Annotated in this window: 19 protein-coding genes and 1 tRNA gene; all 20 read left to right on the top strand. The window is 61.2% G+C overall.

Annotated elements, in window-relative coordinates; translation table 11 throughout:
• Window positions 1-8: 8 nt before the first annotated feature.
• The gene (locus ToN1_RS18475; RefSeq protein WP_169206090.1) at window positions 9-632 is read left to right on the top strand and encodes an RlmE family RNA methyltransferase; all 624 of its coding nucleotides are present in this window, start codon (window positions 9-11) and stop codon (window positions 630-632) included.
• A gap of 121 nt (window positions 633-753) precedes the next feature.
• The gene (gene ftsH, locus ToN1_RS18480) at window positions 754-2,649 is read left to right on the top strand and encodes an ATP-dependent zinc metalloprotease FtsH (protein ID WP_169206089.1); all 1,896 of its coding nucleotides are present in this window, start codon (window positions 754-756) and stop codon (window positions 2,647-2,649) included.
• A gap of 71 nt (window positions 2,650-2,720) precedes the next feature.
• On the top strand, window positions 2,721-3,554 hold the full coding sequence (folP, locus tag ToN1_RS18485) for a dihydropteroate synthase (RefSeq protein WP_169206088.1): 834 nt from the start codon (window positions 2,721-2,723) through the stop codon (window positions 3,552-3,554).
• Between the two features lie 63 nt (window positions 3,555-3,617).
• The gene (glmM, locus tag ToN1_RS18490; RefSeq protein WP_169206087.1) at window positions 3,618-4,979 is read left to right on the top strand and encodes a phosphoglucosamine mutase; all 1,362 of its coding nucleotides are present in this window, start codon (window positions 3,618-3,620) and stop codon (window positions 4,977-4,979) included.
• A 158-nt stretch (window positions 4,980-5,137) separates the two neighbouring features.
• A complete protein-coding gene (locus tag ToN1_RS18495) occupies window positions 5,138-6,130 on the top strand; it encodes a PstS family phosphate ABC transporter substrate-binding protein (protein ID WP_169206086.1) in 993 nt (330 codons plus the stop codon).
• A gap of 67 nt (window positions 6,131-6,197) precedes the next feature.
• Window positions 6,198-7,157 (top strand): phosphate ABC transporter permease subunit PstC, encoded by a 960-nt coding sequence (gene pstC / locus ToN1_RS18500; protein WP_169206085.1) that lies wholly within the window; start codon window positions 6,198-6,200, stop codon window positions 7,155-7,157.
• A gap of 10 nt (window positions 7,158-7,167) precedes the next feature.
• The gene (gene pstA, locus ToN1_RS18505) at window positions 7,168-8,091 is read left to right on the top strand and encodes a phosphate ABC transporter permease PstA (RefSeq protein WP_169206084.1); all 924 of its coding nucleotides are present in this window, start codon (window positions 7,168-7,170) and stop codon (window positions 8,089-8,091) included.
• Window positions 8,092-8,108: 17 nt separating this feature from the next.
• A complete protein-coding gene (gene pstB, locus ToN1_RS18510; RefSeq protein WP_211162106.1) occupies window positions 8,109-8,975 on the top strand; it encodes a phosphate ABC transporter ATP-binding protein PstB in 867 nt (288 codons plus the stop codon).
• A gap of 196 nt (window positions 8,976-9,171) precedes the next feature.
• A complete protein-coding gene (gene tpiA, locus ToN1_RS18515; RefSeq protein WP_169206083.1) occupies window positions 9,172-9,930 on the top strand; it encodes a triose-phosphate isomerase in 759 nt (252 codons plus the stop codon).
• Between the two features lie 21 nt (window positions 9,931-9,951).
• Entirely contained in the window at window positions 9,952-10,305 is a 354-nt protein-coding gene (secG, locus tag ToN1_RS18520; RefSeq protein ID WP_169206082.1) for a preprotein translocase subunit SecG, read from the top strand.
• Between the two features lie 62 nt (window positions 10,306-10,367).
• Window positions 10,368-10,452: transfer RNA gene (locus ToN1_RS18525), tRNA-Leu, on the top strand.
• 93 nt (window positions 10,453-10,545) lie between these two features.
• Window positions 10,546-10,920 carry an NADH-quinone oxidoreductase subunit A gene (ndhC, locus tag ToN1_RS18530; RefSeq protein WP_050416614.1) on the top strand — a complete coding sequence of 125 codons (375 nt, stop codon included), beginning with the start codon at window positions 10,546-10,548 and terminating at the stop codon, window positions 10,918-10,920.
• 3 nt (window positions 10,921-10,923) lie between these two features.
• Window positions 10,924-11,400, top strand: a complete 477-nt coding sequence (locus ToN1_RS18535; protein ID WP_018992218.1) for a NuoB/complex I 20 kDa subunit family protein — start codon at window positions 10,924-10,926, stop codon at window positions 11,398-11,400.
• 14 nt (window positions 11,401-11,414) lie between these two features.
• The gene (locus ToN1_RS18540) at window positions 11,415-12,020 is read left to right on the top strand and encodes an NADH-quinone oxidoreductase subunit C (RefSeq protein ID WP_169206081.1); all 606 of its coding nucleotides are present in this window, start codon (window positions 11,415-11,417) and stop codon (window positions 12,018-12,020) included.
• A complete protein-coding gene (locus ToN1_RS18545) occupies window positions 12,013-13,266 on the top strand; it encodes an NADH-quinone oxidoreductase subunit D (protein WP_169206080.1) in 1,254 nt (417 codons plus the stop codon). Before ToN1_RS18540 ends, ToN1_RS18545 begins: the two co-directional genes overlap by 8 nt.
• 48 nt (window positions 13,267-13,314) lie before the next feature.
• The gene (nuoE, locus tag ToN1_RS18550; RefSeq protein ID WP_169206079.1) at window positions 13,315-13,794 is read left to right on the top strand and encodes an NADH-quinone oxidoreductase subunit NuoE; all 480 of its coding nucleotides are present in this window, start codon (window positions 13,315-13,317) and stop codon (window positions 13,792-13,794) included.
• Window positions 13,791-15,104 (top strand): NADH-quinone oxidoreductase subunit NuoF, encoded by a 1,314-nt coding sequence (gene nuoF, locus ToN1_RS18555; RefSeq protein WP_210147859.1) that lies wholly within the window; start codon window positions 13,791-13,793, stop codon window positions 15,102-15,104. The genes nuoE and nuoF overlap by 4 nt, the downstream gene beginning before the upstream one ends.
• Window positions 15,104-17,443 (top strand): NADH-quinone oxidoreductase subunit NuoG, encoded by a 2,340-nt coding sequence (gene nuoG, locus ToN1_RS18560; RefSeq protein ID WP_169206078.1) that lies wholly within the window; start codon window positions 15,104-15,106, stop codon window positions 17,441-17,443. The genes nuoF and nuoG overlap by 1 nt, the downstream gene beginning before the upstream one ends.
• On the top strand, window positions 17,443-18,492 hold the full coding sequence (gene nuoH / locus ToN1_RS18565) for an NADH-quinone oxidoreductase subunit NuoH (protein ID WP_169206077.1): 1,050 nt from the start codon (window positions 17,443-17,445) through the stop codon (window positions 18,490-18,492). The genes nuoG and nuoH overlap by 1 nt, the downstream gene beginning before the upstream one ends.
• 10 nt (window positions 18,493-18,502) lie before the next feature.
• Window positions 18,503-18,988, top strand: coding sequence for an NADH-quinone oxidoreductase subunit NuoI (gene nuoI / locus ToN1_RS18570; RefSeq protein WP_018992225.1), 486 nt, complete (start codon window positions 18,503-18,505; stop codon window positions 18,986-18,988).
• Window positions 18,989-19,004 lie beyond the last annotated feature (16 nt).

A 19,004-nucleotide genomic window follows, 5' to 3' on the forward strand; every position in this document is an offset into this window, starting at 1 on the left:
CTACTCCCATGACTAGGACCAAGACCAGCAAGGCATGGATGCACGAGCATGTGAACGACGCTTACGTGCAGCGTGCCAAGAGCGAAGGCTACCGTTCGCGTGCCGCATACAAGCTGATGGAGATCGACGACAAGGACCACCTGCTGCGTCCCGGCATGATCGTTGTCGATCTTGGTGCGGCTCCGGGGTCGTGGACGCAGGTCGCCTTGCAGCGCGTAGGCAGGGGCGGGCGCGTGTTCGCGCTAGACCTTCTTCCTGTCGAGCCCCTGCCGGGCATGGAGTTCATCCAGGGCGACTTTCAGGAAGATATCGTGCTGGCCGACCTCGAAAGCCGACTCGCGGGTGAGCCCGTCGACCTTGTACTTTCCGACATGGCCCCCAATATGTCGGGTATCGACACCGTGGATCAGGCGCGCTCGATCCATCTCGGCGAACTTGCGCTTGATTTCGCGGCGCGGCACCTGAAGCCCGGCGGCAACTTTCTCATCAAGGTGTTTCAGGGCGCCGGCTTCATGGAGTTCCGCAGCGAGATCCAGCGCCATTTCGCAACGCTCCAGGTGCGCAAGCCGAAGGCCTCGCGTGACCGCAGTGCAGAGGTTTATCTCCTCGGATTGAAGCGCAAGGCGGACTGAGTGGGGCCTACGGTGCCGATTGGCTGTCTTGATCGTGGCCATTGGTTTACGCAGCGGAACGTTCGCCACTAGAATGGGTCAATGTTTCGCTGCCCCCCCTACGGGCACATAAGGAAAGAAGTTGAATAATCTCTTCAAGAATCTCGCGATCTGGATGGTCATCGGCGTCGTGCTGATGACGGTGTTCAACCAGTTCAATTCGCGCCAGGTCTCGACCAACACGATGGAATACTCCCAGTTCCTCGAGGAGGCGAAGGCCGGACGCATCGCGAAGGCGACGGTCGATGGTCGGCTCGTGCGCGCGACCACGCAGGAGGGGCGCCAGATAACGGTCTACACCCCCGGCGTGCAGGACATCTGGATGGTGTCCGATCTGATCCGCGCGGGCGTGGCCGTCAATGCGACGAAGCCCGAGGAGGAACAATCCTTCCTGATGAGCATCTTCGTGTCCTGGTTCCCGATGCTCCTGCTCATCGGCGTATGGGTGTTCTTCATGCGTCAGATGCAGGGCGGCGGGCGCGGCGGAGCCTTCTCATTCGGCAAATCCAAGGCGCGCATGCTTGACGAGTCGGCGAACTCGCTGAGTTTCGCCGACGTCGCCGGTTGCGACGAGGCCAAGGAAGAGGTGGCCGAACTCGTCGATTTCCTGCGCGATCCGTCCAAGTTCCAGAAACTGGGTGGTCACATTCCCAAAGGCGTGCTGATGGTCGGCTCCCCGGGTACCGGCAAGACGCTGCTCGCGAAGGCCATCGCCGGTGAGGCGAAGGTGCCGTTCTTCTCGATTTCCGGTTCGGACTTCGTGGAGATGTTCGTCGGCGTCGGTGCGGCGCGCGTTCGCGACATGTTCGAGCAGGCCAAGAAGCACGCCCCGTGCATCATCTTCATCGACGAGATCGATGCGGTCGGTCGCCAGCGTGGTGCCGGCATGGGCGGCGGCAACGACGAGCGCGAGCAGACGCTCAACCAGTTGTTGGTCGAGATGGACGGTTTCGAGGGGCAGACCGGTGTGATCGTGATCGCCGCCACCAACCGCCCCGACGTGCTCGACCCGGCGCTTCTTCGTCCGGGGCGCTTCGACCGCCAGGTCGTCGTGCCGCTGCCCGATATCCGCGGTCGCGAACAGATCCTCAAGGTGCACATGCGCAAGGTTCCGATCGCGCCGGATGTCGAACCAGTCGTGCTCGCCCGCGGTACCCCCGGTTTCTCCGGCGCCGACCTCGCGAACCTGGTCAATGAGGCGGCCCTGTTCGCCGCCCGCGGCAACAAGCGCCTGGTGGACATGGAGGATTTCGAGCGCGCCAAGGACAAGATCATGATGGGCTCCGAGCGCCGCTCCATGGTCATGCCGGAGGAAGAGCGTCGCAACACGGCGTACCACGAGTCGGGTCATGCGGTTGTCGCCAAGCTGCTCGACAAGACTGACCCGGTGCACAAGGTCACGATCATTCCGCGCGGCCGCGCACTGGGTGTGACAATGCAGTTGCCCGAGTCCGATCGTTACAGCCAGGATCGCGAACGGCTCCTGCAGATGATTGCCGTGCTGTTCGGTGGCCGTATCTGTGAAGAGATCTTCATGAAGCAGATGACCACCGGGGCTTCCAACGACTTCCAGCGTGCCACCGATCTGGCGCGGCGGATGGTGACCCAGTGGGGCATGTCCGACAACCTCGGGCCGATGGTGTATGGCGAGGAAGAAGGCGAAATCTTCCTGGGGCGGCAGGTGACGACACACCGCAACGTCTCGGAAGCCACGATGCAGAAGGTGGATGCGGAGATTCGTCGCATCATCGATCAGCAGTACGCACTCGCACGCCGCCTGATCGAGGAGAACAGCGACAAGATCGAGGCGATGACCAAGGCGCTCCTCGAGTGGGAAACGCTGGATGCCGACCAGATCAACGACATTATGGAAGGGCAGGCTCCCCGAGCACCGAAGCCGACTTCACAGTCGATCCGGCGCTCGCGCGACGATGATGCACCCGGTGCCGCACCGACGGCGGCAGCGCCTGTAGCCTGATCCGATCGGCGATTGAAACGAACCGAATCGGGCCGACAAGAGTCGGCCCGTTTCGTTTTCAGGAGAAGGAAATGGCGGTTCTCAAGTGTGGACGGTTCGATCTCGATCTCGAGCGCCCGCGCATCATGGCCATCATCAACACGACGCCGGATTCGTTCAGCGGCGACGGCCTGGGGCACGACCTCGATGCCGCCCTGAGACGCTGTGAGAGTGCTGTCGCGGCCGGTGCGCATATTCTGGACATCGGGGGCGAGTCGACCCGGCCGGGTTCAGATTCTGTCTCCGAACAGGAGGAACTCGACCGGGTCATCCCGCTGGTCGAGCGCCTGGCCGGTTGGCCCGTTCCTGTCTCGATCGATACCGTTAAGCCCGCGGTCATGCGCGCCTCACTGGCCGCGGGTGGAAGCCTGATCAACGACATCAACGGATTCCGCGCCCCCGGGGCAATTGAGGCGGTCCGCGACTCCGATGCAGCCTTGTGTGTCATGCACATGCAGGGCGAACCGCGCAGCATGCAGGCGGCTCCTCGCTACGACGACGTCGTAGGGGAGGTCGTCGATTTCCTGCTCAGACAAGTGCATGCCCTCGAGGTGCAGGGCGTCGCCAAGGCGCGCATCCTGCTCGATCCGGGTTTCGGCTTCGGCAAGACGCTCGAGCATAATCTCGCCCTTATGCGCGCACTCGATCACTTCCTCGAGACGGGATATCCGCTGCTGATAGGCGTGTCGCGCAAATCGATGCTGGGCGCGATTACCGGGCGCGGCGTTGACGAGCGGACCACTGCAAGCGTCGCCGCCGCCCTGGTCGCCATCGAACGCGGTGCGCGCATCGTCCGCGTTCACGACGTTGCTGCGACGCGCGACGCTGTCGCGGTGTGGGAGGCGGTGCAGTTCGGCGCATCCTGATCGGTGGGTGTCGCCGTGGCCGCCCGGGATGCGATAATTCGCCTTTTCTGATCGGAAGCAGTCATGGCGCGCAAATATTTCGGGACCGACGGAGTTCGTGGCAAGGTCGGCGAGTCCGCGATAACCCCTGATTTCGTCATGCGACTCGGTTACGCCGCGGGCGTAACCTTGGTCGGGCGCGAGCAGCTGCCGCGGGGCGACCGTCCGGCCGTGCTGATCGGCAAGGACACGCGGATTTCCGGCTACATGCTCGAGGCCGCGCTGGAGGCGGGCTTTGCTGCTGCGGGAGTCGACGTGTTGCTCGCAGGCCCTGTTCCGACCCCCGCCGTGGCCTACCTCACGCGCGCCCTGCGCCTGCAGGCCGGAGTGGTGATTTCTGCGTCGCACAACCCCTATTACGACAACGGGATCAAGTTTTTCTCGGCTGACGGAAACAAGCTGGCCGACGCCGTCGAGATGGAGATCGAGGCGCGCGTCGATCAGCCGATGGGCTGTGCGGAGTCGGCCAAGCTCGGCAAGGCGAGGCGCATTGACGACGCTGCGGGTAGGTACATCGAATTCTGCAAGAGCACCTTCCCGAACGAGCTCGATCTGCGCAAACTGAGGATCGTCCTCGACTGTGCCAATGGAGCGGCTTACCACATCGCGCCCAGCGTCTTTCACGAACTTGGCGCCGAAGTGGTTTCGGTGGGTGTCGACCCCAACGGGCTCAACATCAACGAGTGCTGCGGCGCCACCTCGCCGGAACACTTGCGTGCCGCGGTTTTGGCCAACAAGGCGGATCTCGGTATCGCGCTCGACGGCGACGGTGACCGACTCATGATGGTCGACGCCAGCGGCGCGCTCTACGATGGCGACAAGCTGCTCTACGTGATCGCATCCGCGCAACGGACACTGGGGCGTCTGGATGGAGTTGTGGGCACCCTCATGAGTAACCTCGGATTCGAGCACGCCGTCGGCAGGCTGGGTGTGCCGTTTGCCCGGGCGAAGGTTGGCGACCGCTACGTGCTCGAAATGCTCCAGGAGAAGGGCTGGAAGCTCGGCGGGGAGAACTCGGGGCACATCATCTGTCTCGACCGCCACACCACCGGAGACGGCATCATCTCCGCCCTGCAGGTCCTCGCAGCGCTGCAGTTCACGGGCAAGAGCCTGGCGGAGGCGTGTTCCGATCTCGTTTTCTATCCGCAGAAATTGATCAACGTTAAGCTTCCGGCCGGATTCAACTGGCAGGCGCACGCCGGTATCGCTGCGGCGGCTAGGGACGCCGAAGTGCGGCTGGGAAGCCGTGGTCGCGTGCTTCTTCGTCCTTCCGGGACCGAGCCGTTGCTTCGGGTCATGGTTGAAGGGCAGGATCGTGCCGAGGTCGACGGGCTTGCACGCGAGATCGCTGACTGCGTCGAGAAGGCCACTGTCGCGCAATATTAATCCCGGTATATGAACTGTCACATTCCTGAAATGTGTCGCAACTAAAGTGTGCGCACTTCGGAATGCACCGGCCCGGCTGAGGTGTCGGCATGTCGTGCCGGCTTGGCCAGGTGCATCCGGTTCGGGCAATGACTCGGTTCATCCACTGGAGATTCACTATGTCGGGTTTCAAGCAGACTGCTCTTGCAGCTGCCGTCCTCGTACTGGGAGCGCAAGCTGCGCATGCGCAGTCGCTGGTCAAGATCGACGGTTCGAGCACTGTGTTCCCGGTCACCGAGGCGGTCGCCGAGGACTTCCAGTCCGCGAAGAAGGGTGCCGTGAAGGTTACGGTCGGCATCTCCGGGACCGGTGGTGGTTTCAAGAAATTCTGCCGCGGTGAGATCGACATCGCCGACGCCTCGCGCCCCATCCTGAAGAAGGAAATGGAGGCCTGCTCGCAAGCCGGGATCAAGTACGTCGAGCTGCCGGTCGCCTTTGATGCGCTGACCATCGTGGCGAATCCCAAGAACACATTCATCAAGCAGCTATCCGTCGAGCAGCTGAAGAAGATGTGGGAGCCGGGTGCGCAGGGCACCATCAAGAGCTGGAAGCAAATCGATCCCTCCTTTCCGGATGCGCCACTCAAGCTGTTCGGTGCTGGGTCCGACTCGGGGACCTTCGATTACTTCACCGAGGCGGTCGTCGGCAAGGCGAAGGCCTCGCGCGGCGACTATACGGCGTCCGAGGATGACAACGTGCTGGTCCAGGGCGTCTCCCGCGACGTCAATGCGATCGGTTACTTCGGTTATGCCTATTACGCCGAGAACCAGGGCAAGCTCAAGGCTGTGCCTATCGTCAACAAGGAAGGCAAGCCGGTCGAACCGGCTGCCGCGACCGTGCTCGATGGTTCGTATAATCCCCTGTCTCGTCCGATCTTCATCTACGTAGCGGAAAAGTCCCTCGAAAAGGCAGAGGTCCGTGACTTCGTCACCTACTATCTGAAGAATGCGAGCACGCTCGCGACCGAGGTCAAGTACGTTCCGCTTCCCGCCAAGGCGTACGAAATTGCCCTGGATCACGTCAACAAGAAAAAGCTCGGTACTGTTTTCGGTGGCGCAGCTGAAGTCGGTGTGACGGTCGATGCGCTCCTGGCTCGCGAAGCCAAGCTCTGATTTTGTCCGAAGCATGCGGTGCCCGGGTGTCTAGCCCGGGCGCCTCTTTGTTGTTCGTAGGCGTCCAATGCAAGAAACCAATTCCGGCGGTGCCGCCGCCCTCGCGTCCTACGGTCCGCTTTCCGTCAGCGACCGGCTCGCGAAGAAGGCACTGCGCAACTTCAAGGAGCGCGTCATAGAGCTCCTGCTCCTGGGGGCTGCGTGCGTCTCTGTTCTGACGACCATCGGCATCATCTGGGTGCTCGTCAGCGAGTCGGTGAATTTCTTCGGCACCGTGTCGATCTGGTCCTTCCTTACCGACACCATGTGGACTCCGCTGTTCGCCGAGCCCCGCTACGGGATTCTGCCCTTGCTTGCGGGCACGCTGACGACGTCGCTCGTCGCGCTTCTCGTTGCGATTCCCCTGGGAACGACGATTGCGATCTACCTCTCCGAATTCGCCCGCCCGACGGTGCGTGAGATCGTGAAGCCCTTCCTCGAACTGCTCGGTGGCATTCCCACCATCGTGTATGGGTACTTTGCCCTCATGGTCGTCATCCCGCTGCTCCAGCTGATCATGCCGGATCTGTCGGGGTTCAACATGCTCGGCGCCGGTATCGTCATGGGTATCGCCATCATTCCGTACGTCAGCTCGCTTGCCGAGGATGCCATGCGCGCGGTTCCGATGAGCATGCGCGAAGGCTCTTACGCGATGGGGGCAACCCGGCTGCAGACCGCATTTCGGGTGGTCTTTCCGGCAGCCTTGTCGGGCATCCTGTCGGCTTACATCCTGGGGATTTCGCGCGCAGTGGGCGAGACCATGATCGTGGCGGTCGCCGCGGGCATGCAGCCCAACTTCACCGTCAATCCGCTCGAGCCGGCCCAGACGATTTCCGCCTACATCGTCCAGGTCGCACTCGGGGATCTCCCGCACGGCTCGATTGGCTACCAGTCGATCTTCGCGGCCGGCCTGAGCTTGATGCTCATGACGCTCGCACTGAATCTCGTCGGGCACGTCGTGCGCCGTCGATTCCGCGAAGCATATTAAGAAGAACGGCATGAAAGCAGAAGACATTCCCCTGATCAGGAAGATTATCCGACGCAACAAGCGCCTTGAGCTGCTGTTCGCGGTTGCAGGCTTCCTTGCGTTGCTGGTGGGCGTGCTGACCTTCGTTGCGCTGTTTGCGCAGATGGCCGTCGCCGGCTGGGAGCGCATCTCTCCGGACTTCTTCACCAACTTCCCGTCGCGCCGTGCCGGACAGGCAGGCATCCTGTCAGCGTGGGTCGGCTCGCTGCTCGTGATGCTCGTCACGGCGGTCTCGGCCGTTCCGTTGGGCGTAGCCGCGGGGATCTACCTTGAAGAATATGCGCCGAAGAACCTGTTCACCGACGTTATCGAGATTAATGTGACCAACCTCGCCGGCGTGCCGTCGATCGTCTATGGTCTGCTGGCGCTCGGCGTGTTCGTATACACCTTCGGATTCGGGCAGAGCATCCTCTCGGCCGGACTGACGCTCGGGCTGCTCATCCTCCCCGTGGTCATCGTCGCGACGCGCGAATCAATCCGCTCTATTCCCTTGCATATCCGCGAGGCTGCTTACGGATTGGGCGCGACGCGCTGGCAGGTGACCCGCGACCACATCGTTCCCTATTCGCTGCCAGGCATCATGACGGGCGTCATCATCGGCATGTCGCGGGCGATTGGCGAGACGGCCCCGATCATCACTATCGGAGCACTCACCTTCATCGCGTTCCTCCCCGAGTCGCCTATCGGACCGGAGTTCCCTTGGCTGAACTTCGAGTGGCTCAAGTCGGGTTTCACGGTGATGCCGATCCAGATGTTCAACTGGACCTCGCGTCCGGAAGAGGCTTTCCAGCAAAACGCTGCGGCAGCCGGTTTTATCCTCGTCCTGATGACGCTGGCAATGAACGCCGTCTCTATCTGGATTCGTTACCACGTGCGCAAGGACATCAAATGGTAAGCGTTGCTACGATGCGAATGAGCGAACAAGCCGCTGCGGACTCCGCGGCGCATGCCGGCGGTGTCTCGGTTGAGGCGCGCAATCCCAACCCTTCCGACGTGGCTGCGAGGATTGGCAGCGGGGTCCCCGTGAAGGCGTCCGTGGAAAGCTTCAGTTTCTATTACGGTGACTTCAAGGCGCTCAAGTCGATCTCCATGCCGGTGCACGAGAAGCGCGTGACGGCATTGATCGGTCCGTCCGGATGCGGCAAGTCCACCCTCTTGCGGACGTTCAATCGCATGCATGACCTTTATCCGGGGAATCGCTACGAGGGCACGATCCGGCTGCACCCGGACAATACCAACCTGCTCGATCCGGCCGTCGATCCCATCGAAGTGCGCATGCGCATCGGCATGGTGTTCCAGAAACCCAACCCGTTTCCGAAGTCGATCTACGAGAACGTCGCCTACGGCCTGCGCATCCGGGGCGAGCGCAATCGTTCCGTGATTGACGACAGTGTCCGTGAGGCTCTGAGAGGCGCAGCCCTCTGGTCGGAAGTCGAGCACCGTTTGCACGACCCCGCCACCGCCTTGTCTGGGGGCCAGCAGCAACGGTTGTGCATTGCGCGCTGCCTCGCCACTCGGCCGGAAGTGCTGCTTTTCGACGAGCCGACATCTGCGCTCGATCCCATCGCCACGGCGAGCATCGAGGAGTTGATCCACGAACTGCGTGACAAGGTCACTATCCTCATCGTCACTCACAACATGCAGCAGGCGGCCCGTGTCTCCGATTACACCGCTTACATGTATCTCGGCGAACTGATGGAGTTTGGCGAAACGAACCAGATTTTCGTCAATCCGAAGCGCAAGGAAACCGAAGACTACATCACCGGACGCTTCGGTTGAGCCGTATGGGGTCGCGTAGGCTGGCTCCCGGCGCGTCCTGTGGATGGTGGCGGATGGCGCGCTGACATTCTCCGAGACTTGCTTGCAGAAGGGAGGGGCGCTGTTACAGTGCCCCTCTCAGTCTTTGTCCGGCCCGCTTCCTTTACCTAGCGAAGGGCTGCAGATACAATCCAAAAATTTGGCTGGGGCGCAGTGCATGAAACGAAAGCTAGTCGTCGGTAACTGGAAGATGAATGGCGATCGTGCGCGCAATAGTGCTCTGTTGGACCAGTTGCTGGGTGCCATGCCCGCGGGCATGGACTGCGCGGTGTGTCCGCCGTTTCCGTACCTCTCGCAGGTTGGTGAAATCCTCCGTGGCAGTGATGTCGCGCTCGGCGCCCAGGATGTGAGCGAATTCGCCGACGGCGCCTACACAGGCGATGTCAGCATCACCATGCTCGGCGACTTCGGCGTGCGATTTGTCATTGTCGGCCATTCCGAGCGACGGGCGCTGCACGGCGAATCTGACGTGTTGATTGCCCGCAAGGCGGATGTGGTGCTCGAAGGTGGGCTTGTACCCATCGTCTGCATCGGCGAGACGCTGGCCGAACGCGAGTCCGGCGTAACGGAGCAGGTGCTCCACCGGCAACTCGATGCCCTCGCGGTCACGCTGTCGCCCGAGGCGCTGCAGCGTATCGTGCTCGCATACGAGCCTGTATGGGCGATCGGTACCGGACGTGCAGCGACGGTCGAGCAGGTGCAGGCGGTGCTCCGGTTCGTCAGGCGTTGGCTGGGGCGCCATGTTTCCGCGCCCGAGCGCAGTCAAGTCCTGTATGGCGGTAGCGTGAAACCCGAAACGGCAGGCGGGTTGTTCGGCCTGCCGGATGCGGATGGTGGCTTGATCGGTGGGGCTTCGCTCGACGCGCAGTCCTTTCTTGAAATCTGTCGAGCGGCAACGGTCGTGCAGGGCAGTTGAGATTCAAAACAAGGTCATATTATGAGCAATTACTTATTTTCTATTGTCTTGACCGTTCATGTGCTGGTGGGACTCGGCATCATTGCTCTGGTTCTCATGCAGCATGGCAAGGGGGCGGACGCAGGTGCGGCATTCGGAAGTGGTGCATCGGGGAGTGTGTTCGGTGCCTCCGGTTCGGCAAATTTCCTCAGTCGCACGACGGGCGTGCTCGCTGCCGTATTTTTCCTGACTAGTCTCGGCCTGAGCTATTTGAGTAACGGTACGGCGGTCAAGCCTGCCAGTGTCATGCAGGACGCTGCCGTGACGGCGCCAGCTGGCGAGGGGGCTCCGGCAGGCATGGCGGACGATTCAAAGGCCCAGTCGATTCCCAAATAAGTTCCCCTTGGGGCTTTGCGGGATACGGGAAAGGTCGTATAATTTCGCGCTGTAACGAACGTGCCGACGTGGTGAAATTGGTAGACACGCCATCTTGAGGGGGTGGTGGCGAAAGCCGTGTGAGTTCGAGTCTCACCGTCGGCACCAGAACACTGAATCGCCCGCGAAAGCGGGCGTTTTCATGCAGTGGGTTAATTAAAAAAACTAAAACAATCTGTATTTAAGACGGGGTGTCACGCAATGCTGGAAAACTACTTTCCTGTTCTGATGTTCATCCTCGTGGGGCTTGGTTTTGGCCTTGTTCCCGTCATTCTGGGGCGTCTCGTTGCGCCCTATCGCCCTGGCAGCGAGAAACTGTCTCCGTATGAGTGTGGCTTCGAGGCCTTCGAAGATGCGCGCATGAAGTTCGATGTGCGCTACTACCTCATCGCGATTCTTTTCATCCTTTTCGATCTCGAAATCGCCTTCCTCTTTCCGTGGGCGACGGTGTTCCAGGAATTCATTGCGGCAGGTCAGGTCGCGTGGTTCGTATTCGGCTCGGTTATGGTCTTCATTGCCGTGCTGGTCATCGGTTATGTCGTCGAGTGGAAAAACGGTGCACTCGACTGGGAGTGATGCATGAGTATTGAGGGCGTCTTTCGCGAAGGGTTTGTAACCACTTCGCTTGATGCGGTAATCAACTGGACTCGCACGGGGTCGCTCTGGCCGATGACTTTCGGTCTGGCCTGCTGTGCAGTCGAGATGATCCATGCGGGTTGTTCTCGTTACGACCTGGACCGCTTTGGCGTGGTGTTTCGGCCAAGTCCGCGCCAGTCTGACCTGATGATTGTTGCGGGGACTCTCTGCAACAAGATGGCGCCCGCGCTGCGCAAGGTTTACGAGCAGATGGCGGAGCCGCGCTGGGTGATTTCCATGGGCTCTTGTGCTAACGGTGGCGGCTACTATCACTACTCCTACTCGGTCGTGCGCGGTTGTGATCGCATTGTGCCTGTGGATGTGTATGTCCCGGGTTGTCCGCCGACGGCTGAAGCGCTGCTCTACGGCATCATTCAGCTCCAAAACAAGATCAAGCGCACGAATACCATCGCGCGCTGACGGATGGTTCATCTATGAGTCCCAAGCTTGAGCGTCTGAGCCAGGTCCTGCAAGAGGTCCTGGGTGACAAGTTGCGGTCGATTGTCGTCGATCGTGGTGAGGTGACTATCGACGTTGCGCCGGAAGATTATCTCGGTGTGGCCCAGTGCTTGCGTGATCACGCAGAGCTCTGCTTCGAAGAATTGATCGATGTGTCGGGTCTCGATTATTCGGCTTATGGGAATGGTGCATGGAGCGGAAAGCGCTTCGCGATTGCCGTCCATCTCCTTTCGGTTGCGAAGAACTGGCGTCTGCGTCTGAAGGTCTTTGCTGACAACGATGATTTCCCGGTTCTGGAGTCGGTCGTGGGTGTCTGGCCGAGTGCAAACTGGTACGAGCGCGAGACCTTCGATCTTTACGGGATTATGTTCTCGGGTCACCCCGATCTGCGGCGGATTTTGACCGACTATGGCTTTGTCGGGCATCCGTTCCGCAAGGATTTTCCGGTCACCGGGTACGTCGAGATGCGCTATGACGCAGAACAGGGGCGGGTTGTGTATCAGCCAGTGACGATCGAGCCGCGCGAAAACACGCCGCGCATCGTGCGCGAAGAGAATTACGGGGATGTCGGCCATGGCTGAGATTCGCAATTACACGATCAACTTCGGACCTCAACACCCGTCTGCGCACGGCGTGCTGCGTCTGGTTCTTGAACTCGACGGCGAAGTCGTCGAACGGGCGGACCCGCATATCGGGCTGCTGCACCGGGGAACCGAGAAGCTTGCCGAGACCCGAACGTGGATCCAGTCCGTGCCATACATGGACCGTCTCGATTACGTGTCCATGATGTGCAACGAACATGCGTATTGCATGGCGATTGAGCGGCTGCTCGGAATCGAGGTGCCAATTCGTGCGCAGTACATCCGTGTGATGTTCGACGAGATCACGCGGATCCTGAATCACCTTCTGGGGATCGGTACGCACGCGCTCGACATTGGCGCGATGACGATGGTGCTGTACACCTTTCGCGAGCGGGAAGACCTCATGGATGTGTATGAGGCCGTTTCTGGCGCGCGTATGCATGCGGCATATTATCGCCCTGGCGGCGTGTACCGCGATCTGCCGGATCGCATGCCTCAGTACGAGGTCAACAAGTTCAAGAATGCCAACACGGTTCGTCAGTTGAACGAAAACCGTCAGGGTTCGATGCTCGATTTCCTCGAGGATTTCACCAACCGTTTCAACGGTTACTGCGACGATTACGAGACGCTCCTGACCGACAATCGGATCTGGAAGCAGCGTACTGTCGGTATCGGCGTCGTGACGCCTGAACAGGCGAAGGCCTGGGGCTTCACCGGTGTGATGTTGCGCGGTTCGGGTGTGCCCTGGGATCTTCGCAAGAAGCAGCCGTACGAGGTTTACGACCAGGTCGAGTTCGATGTGCCGGTCGGCAAGACCGGCGATTGCTACGACCGTTACCTCGTCCGGATGGAGGAGATGCGGCAGTCCAATCGCATCATCAAGCAGTGCATTGACTGGCTGCGCAAGAACCCGGGCCCCGTGATCGCCGACAACCATAAGGTTGCCCCGCCGCCGCGCGAGCGGATGAAGGCCAACATGGAAGAGCTGATTCATCACTTCAAGCTCTTCACCGAAGGCATGCACGTCCCGGCGGGCGAAGTCTACGCGGCGGTCGAGCACCCCAAGGGCGAGTTCGGCGTGTATGCGGTGTCTGACGGCGCAAACAAGCCTTATCGGCTGAAGATGCGCGCACCGGGCTTCGCTCACCTCGCGGCGATGGACGAAATTGCGCGTGGCCACATGATCGCGGACGTCGTGGCGATCATCGGTACCATGGATGTCGTGTTCGGCGAAATCGACCGCTGAACGCTTGGCCTTGAAACGTCGGCAGGCAACCGGGAAGACGAGTACGAAATGCTGAGTCAGGAATCGCTACAACAGATCGATCGCGAGATCGCGAAATATCCACCCGATCAGAAGCAGTCCGCCGTGATGTCTGCGCTGCGCATTGCCCAGATCGAGAAGGGCTGGCTGCCGAAGGAATTGATCGAGTTCGTCGCCAGCTACCTCCAGATGCCCGCGATTGCGGCCTATGAGGTGGCGAGCTTCTACAACATGTATGACCTCGAGCCGGTCGGGCGCCACAAGATCACCGTGTGCACGAACCTCCCCTGTGCGCTGTCGGGTGGCGTGCATGCGGCCGACTACCTCAAGGAAAAGCTCGGCATCGATTTCAATGAAACCACCCCCGACGGGAAGTTCACGCTCAAGGAAGGCGAGTGCATGGGCGCCTGCGGGGATGCCCCCGTGCTGCTCGTGAATAATCATCACATGTGCAGCTGGATGACGAAGGAAAAGATCGATCAGATCCTCGCGGAGCTGGCAGACAAATGAGCGCAAGCGGACTGATTCTCGCCGGTGTCGACGGCGATCGCACCTGGGGGCTGCAGGACTACGTTGCGCGCGGTGGCTACTCCGCGCTGCGGAAGATCATCAGCGAAAAAATCCCGCCCGAGACGATCATTGCGGAACTGAAGGCGTCGTCCCTGCGTGGCCGCGGCGGCGCAGGATTCCCGACCGGTTTGAAGTGGAGCTTCATGCCGCGTTCCTTCCCCGGGGCAAAGTATCTCGCGTGCAACTCCGACGAGGGCGAGCCGGGCACCTTCAAGGATCGCGACATTCTGCGCTACAACCCGCACACCGTCATCGAGGGGATGACCATTGCCGCGTATGCGATGGGTTGCGAGCGTGGCTACAACTACATTCACGGTGAGATCTTCGAGGTGTATGAGCGCTTCGAAGCAGCCCTCGCCGAGGCTCGCGCGGCTGGGGTGCTCGGTCAGAACATCCTCGGATCGGATTTTTCCTTCGAGCTGTTTGCCCACCACGGGTACGGCGCGTACATCTGCGGCGAGGAAACCGCGCTGCTCGAGTCGATCGAAGGCAAGAAGGGCCAGCCGCGCTTCAAGCCGCCGTTCCCCGCCAGCTACGGCCTGTACGGGAAACCGACGACGATCAACAACACGGAAACTTTCGCTTCCGTGCCGTTCATCATCAACATGGGCGGAGAAGGCTTCCTCAATCTCGGTAAACCGAACAACGGCGGGACGAAGCTGTTCTCGGTTTCCGGTCATGTGAATCGTCCGGGCAATTACGAAATCGCAATGGGTACGCCGTTCTCCGAACTGCTGGAGATGGCGGGCGGGATGCGCGGCGGGCGCAAGCTCAAGGCTGTGATTCCGGGCGGATCGTCTGCGCCCGTCCTTCCCGGCAGCGTGATGATGGACTGCACGATGGACTATGACTCGATCTCCAAGGCGGGGTCGATGCTCGGTTCCGGCGCCGTCATCGTGATGGACGAAACCACCTGCATGGTGAAGGCGCTCGAGCGTCTGTCGTACTTCTACTTCGAAGAGTCCTGCGGCCAATGCACGCCCTGCCGTGAAGGCACCGGCTGGCTATACCGCGTGGTCCATCGCATCGAGAATGGCCTCGGCCGGAAGGACGACCTCGATCTTCTCAATTCGGTGACCGGAAACATCATGGGGCGCACGATCTGCGCGCTCGGCGATGCCGCATCGATGCCGGTGCAGAGCTTCGTCAAGCACTTCGGTTCCGAGTTCGAATACCACATCGAAAACAAGAAATGTCTAGTGCCGCCTGAAGTTCAGTATGAAGGCAGCCAAATCTACGTGAGACCGTAATGCTAGAGATCGAAATCGACGGCAAGCAGGTGACGGTCGAGGATGGCAGCACCATCATGGATGCTGCCACCAAGATCGGTGCATTCGTTCCGCACTTCTGTTACCACAAGAAGCTCTCGATCGCGGCGAGCTGCCGCATGTGCCTGGTGCAGGTCGAGAAGGCTCCCAAGCCGCTTCCCGCGTGCGCCACGCCCGTGACCAACGGGATGAAGGTGTGGACCCGCTCGGAGCAGGCGGTGAAGGCCCAGAAGGGTGTCATGGAGTTCCTGCTGATCAACCACCCACTGGATTGTCCGATCTGCGATCAGGGCGGCGAATGTCAGCTGCAGGATCTGGCCGTCGGTTACGGCGGGAGCCAGTCGCGGTATGAAGAAGAGAAGCGCGTCGTTCTGAACAAGAATCTCGGACCGCTCGTCTCGACCGACATGACGCGCTGCATCAACTGCACGCGCTGTGTCCGGTTCACGACGGAAATCGCCGGCCAGATGGAACTGGGCCAGGCCTTTCGTGGGGAGCATGCCGAAATCATGCCCTTCGTCGAAAAGACGGTGGACTCGGAACTGTCCGGCAACATCATTGATCTGTGCCCCGTCGGCGCGCTGACCTCGAAGCCGTTCCGCTTCTCCGCGCGGACGTGGGAGCTCGCGCGGCGCCGTTCGGTCAGCCCGCACGACTCGCTCGGCTCCAATCTGATCGTTCAGGTGAAACACGACGTCGTCAAGCGGGTGCTCCCGTTCGAGAACGAAGATATTAACGAATGCTGGCTGTCCGACAAGGACCGCTTCTCGTACGAAGGCCTCAACAGCGAAGATCGCCTCACCGTCCCCATGCTCAAGCAGGACGGCGTGTGGAAGGAAACGGACTGGCAGACGGCACTCGAGTTCGCCGGCAACGGCCTGCGCAAGACCGCCAAGCAGAACGGTCCGGATTCGATCGGCGCCCTCGCGTCGCCGCATGCGACGGTCGAAGAGCTGTATCTTCTGCAGAAACTCACTCGCGCCATCGGCTCCGACAGTGTCGACTTCCGCCTGCGTCAGTGCGACTTCCGCGCAGACGGCTTCCGCGAAGGGGCTCCGTGGCTGGGCATGCCCATCAATGAGGTGGCCGGTCTCAACCGCCTGCTCGTAATCGGCAGCTTCCTGCGCAAGGATAGCCCGCTTCTCGCGCAGCGCGTGCGACAAGCCGCCAAGCGTGGCCTGCATGTCAGCGCCATCAGTGCGAGCGCCGAGGAATGGCTCCTGCCTGTGAAGAATCGCGTGCTGGCGGCGCCGTCCGCGATCGTTCCGGTACTGCTGCAGGTGGTTGCTGCCGTGGCAGCCGAGAAGGGTGTGCCGGTCGCGGAGCACCTCGCCGCCGCCATGCCCGCCTCGGTTTCCGACGACGCCCGCGCGATCGCCCAGAGTCTCTCTTCCGGCCGCAAGGTCGCGGTGTGGCTCGGCAACCTCGCGGTGCAGTGCGAGTGTGCGACCGAGATCCAGCAGCTTGCCGAGGAACTCGCGCGTCTGACCGAAGGCGCATTCGGCGTGATCGGGGAGGCGGCTAACAGTGTCGGCGGTTATCTCGCGAAGGCCGTGCCGTTGGTCGGCGGGCTAAATGCGAAACAGATGCTGGAGCAGCCGCGCAAGGGGTATCTGCTGCTTAATGCCGAGCCGGCTCTGGATTTTGCCAACCCGGTCCTCGCGCAATCGGTGCTGGGAGCAGCGCCGTTGGTCGTCGCCTTGTCGGCATTCAAGTCCGACTCGCTGCTCGCCGCCGCCGATGTGTTGCTGCCGATCGCTCCCTTCACCGAGACGTCGGGCACCTTCGTCAACTGCGAGGGGCGTGCGCAGAATTTCAACGCGGTGGCTCGCCCGCTCGGCGATACCCGTCCCGGCTGGAAGGTGCTGCGGGTTCTCGGCAACCTCCTGGAGTTCGAGGGTTTCGATCACAACGATTCGGAAGCGGTCGCCGCCGAGGCTCTGGGGGAAGGAAGTTGCCCGGATCTGGGCAATCGCCTGTTCGGTCTCGAGTTCAATTTCGCCGCCCGAACCGCAGCGGGACTCGAGCGTGTCAGCGATGTTCCGATTTATGCCGCCGACCCGCTCGTTCGGCGCGCAAAGTCGCTGCAGAAGACGCGCGACGCGAAGGCTCCGGCGGCCAGCGCGAGTGCCGCGACCCTCGCGGCGATCGGCGTCGAGTCGGGTGCACGTGTGCGCCTGAAGCAGGGGCAGGCTTCTGCCGAGGTGCCGATCGTCGCCGACGAATCGGTCGCGGCGAACTGCGTGCGCGTTGCTGCGGCCACCGCGGCAACCTCCGTCCTCGGCGCAATGTGCGGCGAGATCAGCGTGGAGCGTGTCTGATGGAAGCATTGCTGGAACCTGTGTCCCAGTTTTTCGGGCCCGCGTGGCCCGCTGTCTGGACGCTGGCGAAGATCGTAGCGATCATCGCCCCGCTCATGATCGGCGTGGCCTACCTGACACTCGCCGAGCGCAAGGTCATCGGCTACATGCAGGTGCGTATCGGCCCGAACCGCGTCGGCCCGAAAGGGCTGTTGCAGCCGATCGCCGACGGCATGAAGCTCCTGTTCAAGGAGATCATCGTTCCGTCCGGAGCGAGCAGGGGCCTCTTCATCCTGGGGCCGATCCTCGCAATCGCCCCGTCGCTGGCGGCTTGGTCGGTGGTGCCGTTCAATGACGGGGTGGTGCTCGCGAATGTGAATGCCGGTCTGCTGCTGTTGCTGGCGATCACGTCGATGGAAGTCTACGGCGTCATCATCGCCGGTTGGGCTTCGAACTCGAAGTATCCGTTCCTCGGGTCCATGCGAGCAGCGGCGCAGATGGTGTCGTACGAAGTGGCAATGGGTTTCGCGCTCATCTGCGTGCTGTTGATCTCGTCGAGCCTCAACCTGAGCGATATCGTGCATTCCCAGGGGCAAGGCAAATTCCATGAAATGGGGCTGTCGTTCCTGTCCTGGAATTGGCTCCCGCTCCTGCCGATGTTCATCGTCTTCCTCATTTCCGGCATCGCGGAAACCAACCGCGCGCCGTTCGACGTGGTCGAGGGCGAGTCCGAGGTCGTTGCGGGACACATGGTCGAGTATTCTGGAATGGCGTTCGCCCTGTTCTTCCTCGCCGAATACGCGAACATGTTCCTCGTGTCAGTGATGACGTCGGTCCTCTTCATGGGCGGCTGGCTGTCGCCGATTGGTGGGATCCCCGACGGTTTCCACTGGCTGGCACTGAAGACTGCGTTCTTCCTGTTCGTGTTCCTGTGGGTACGCGCGACATTCCCGCGCTTCCGCTACGACCACATCATGCGGTTGGGTTGGAAGGTGTTTATTCCGATCACCCTGGTTTGGGTGATCGTGGTGGCGGTGTGGATGATGTCGCCGCTGTCTATCTGGAAGTGAGAGGCTGATGATGGGTGCGAAGGATTACATCGGTAGCCTGTTCCTAACGGAACTGATCAAGGGATTGGCGCTTACTGGGCGTCACCTGTTCGCGCGCAAGATTACGGTGCAGTTTCCGGAGGAGAAGACTCCGCAAAGCCCGCGTTTTCGCGGCCTGCATGCCCTGCGTCGCTACCCCAACGGTGAGGAGCGCTGCATTGCGTGCAAGCTGTGCGAGGCGATCTGCCCCGCAATGGCGATCACCATCGAGTCCGATCAGCGCGATGACGGATCTCGTCGCACGACGCGATACGACATCGATCTGACGAAGTGCATCTTCTGCGGTTTCTGCGAAGAGGCCTGTCCGGTGGATGCGATCGTCGAGACGCGCGTGCTCGAGTACCACGGCGAGCAGAGGGGCGACCTGTATTACACGAAGCAGATGCTGCTCGCCGTCGGCGATCGGCACGAAGCTCAGATCGCCGCCGACCGGGAAGCCGACTCGAAGTACCGCTAAGGGAGGGCGCCTGCGG

The sequence above is a fragment of the Aromatoleum petrolei genome (genome assembly GCF_017894385.1).
Classification (GTDB): domain Bacteria; phylum Pseudomonadota; class Gammaproteobacteria; order Burkholderiales; family Rhodocyclaceae; genus Aromatoleum; species Aromatoleum petrolei.

Bases quoted from the DNA above. Each gene is read 5' to 3' on its own strand.
- ToN1_RS18475 (WP_169206090.1), top strand. From the start codon at position 9: ATGACTAGGACCAAGACCAGCAAGGCATGGATGCACGAGCATGTGAAC.
- nuoE (WP_169206079.1), top strand. From the start codon at position 13,315: ATGCTGAGTCAGGAATCGCTACAACAGATCGATCGCGAGATCGCGAAA.
- pstC (WP_169206085.1), top strand. From the start codon at position 6,198: ATGCAAGAAACCAATTCCGGCGGTGCCGCCGCCCTCGCGTCCTACGGT.
- ToN1_RS18535 (WP_018992218.1), top strand. From the start codon at position 10,924: ATGAGTATTGAGGGCGTCTTTCGCGAAGGGTTTGTAACCACTTCGCTT.
- ToN1_RS18540 (WP_169206081.1), top strand. From the start codon at position 11,415: ATGAGTCCCAAGCTTGAGCGTCTGAGCCAGGTCCTGCAAGAGGTCCTG.
- ToN1_RS18545 (WP_169206080.1), top strand. From the start codon at position 12,013: ATGGCTGAGATTCGCAATTACACGATCAACTTCGGACCTCAACACCCG.
- nuoG (WP_169206078.1), top strand. From the start codon at position 15,104: ATGCTAGAGATCGAAATCGACGGCAAGCAGGTGACGGTCGAGGATGGC.
- nuoI (WP_018992225.1), top strand. From the start codon at position 18,503: ATGGGTGCGAAGGATTACATCGGTAGCCTGTTCCTAACGGAACTGATC.
- tpiA (WP_169206083.1), top strand. From the start codon at position 9,172: ATGAAACGAAAGCTAGTCGTCGGTAACTGGAAGATGAATGGCGATCGT.
- pstA (WP_169206084.1), top strand. From the start codon at position 7,168: ATGAAAGCAGAAGACATTCCCCTGATCAGGAAGATTATCCGACGCAAC.
- nuoH (WP_169206077.1), top strand. From the start codon at position 17,443: ATGGAAGCATTGCTGGAACCTGTGTCCCAGTTTTTCGGGCCCGCGTGG.
- glmM (WP_169206087.1), top strand. From the start codon at position 3,618: ATGGCGCGCAAATATTTCGGGACCGACGGAGTTCGTGGCAAGGTCGGC.
- ndhC (WP_050416614.1), top strand. From the start codon at position 10,546: ATGCTGGAAAACTACTTTCCTGTTCTGATGTTCATCCTCGTGGGGCTT.
- ToN1_RS18495 (WP_169206086.1), top strand. From the start codon at position 5,138: ATGTCGGGTTTCAAGCAGACTGCTCTTGCAGCTGCCGTCCTCGTACTG.
- secG (WP_169206082.1), top strand. From the start codon at position 9,952: ATGAGCAATTACTTATTTTCTATTGTCTTGACCGTTCATGTGCTGGTG.
- pstB (WP_211162106.1), top strand. From the start codon at position 8,109: ATGAGCGAACAAGCCGCTGCGGACTCCGCGGCGCATGCCGGCGGTGTC.
- nuoF (WP_210147859.1), top strand. From the start codon at position 13,791: ATGAGCGCAAGCGGACTGATTCTCGCCGGTGTCGACGGCGATCGCACC.
- folP (WP_169206088.1), top strand. From the start codon at position 2,721: ATGGCGGTTCTCAAGTGTGGACGGTTCGATCTCGATCTCGAGCGCCCG.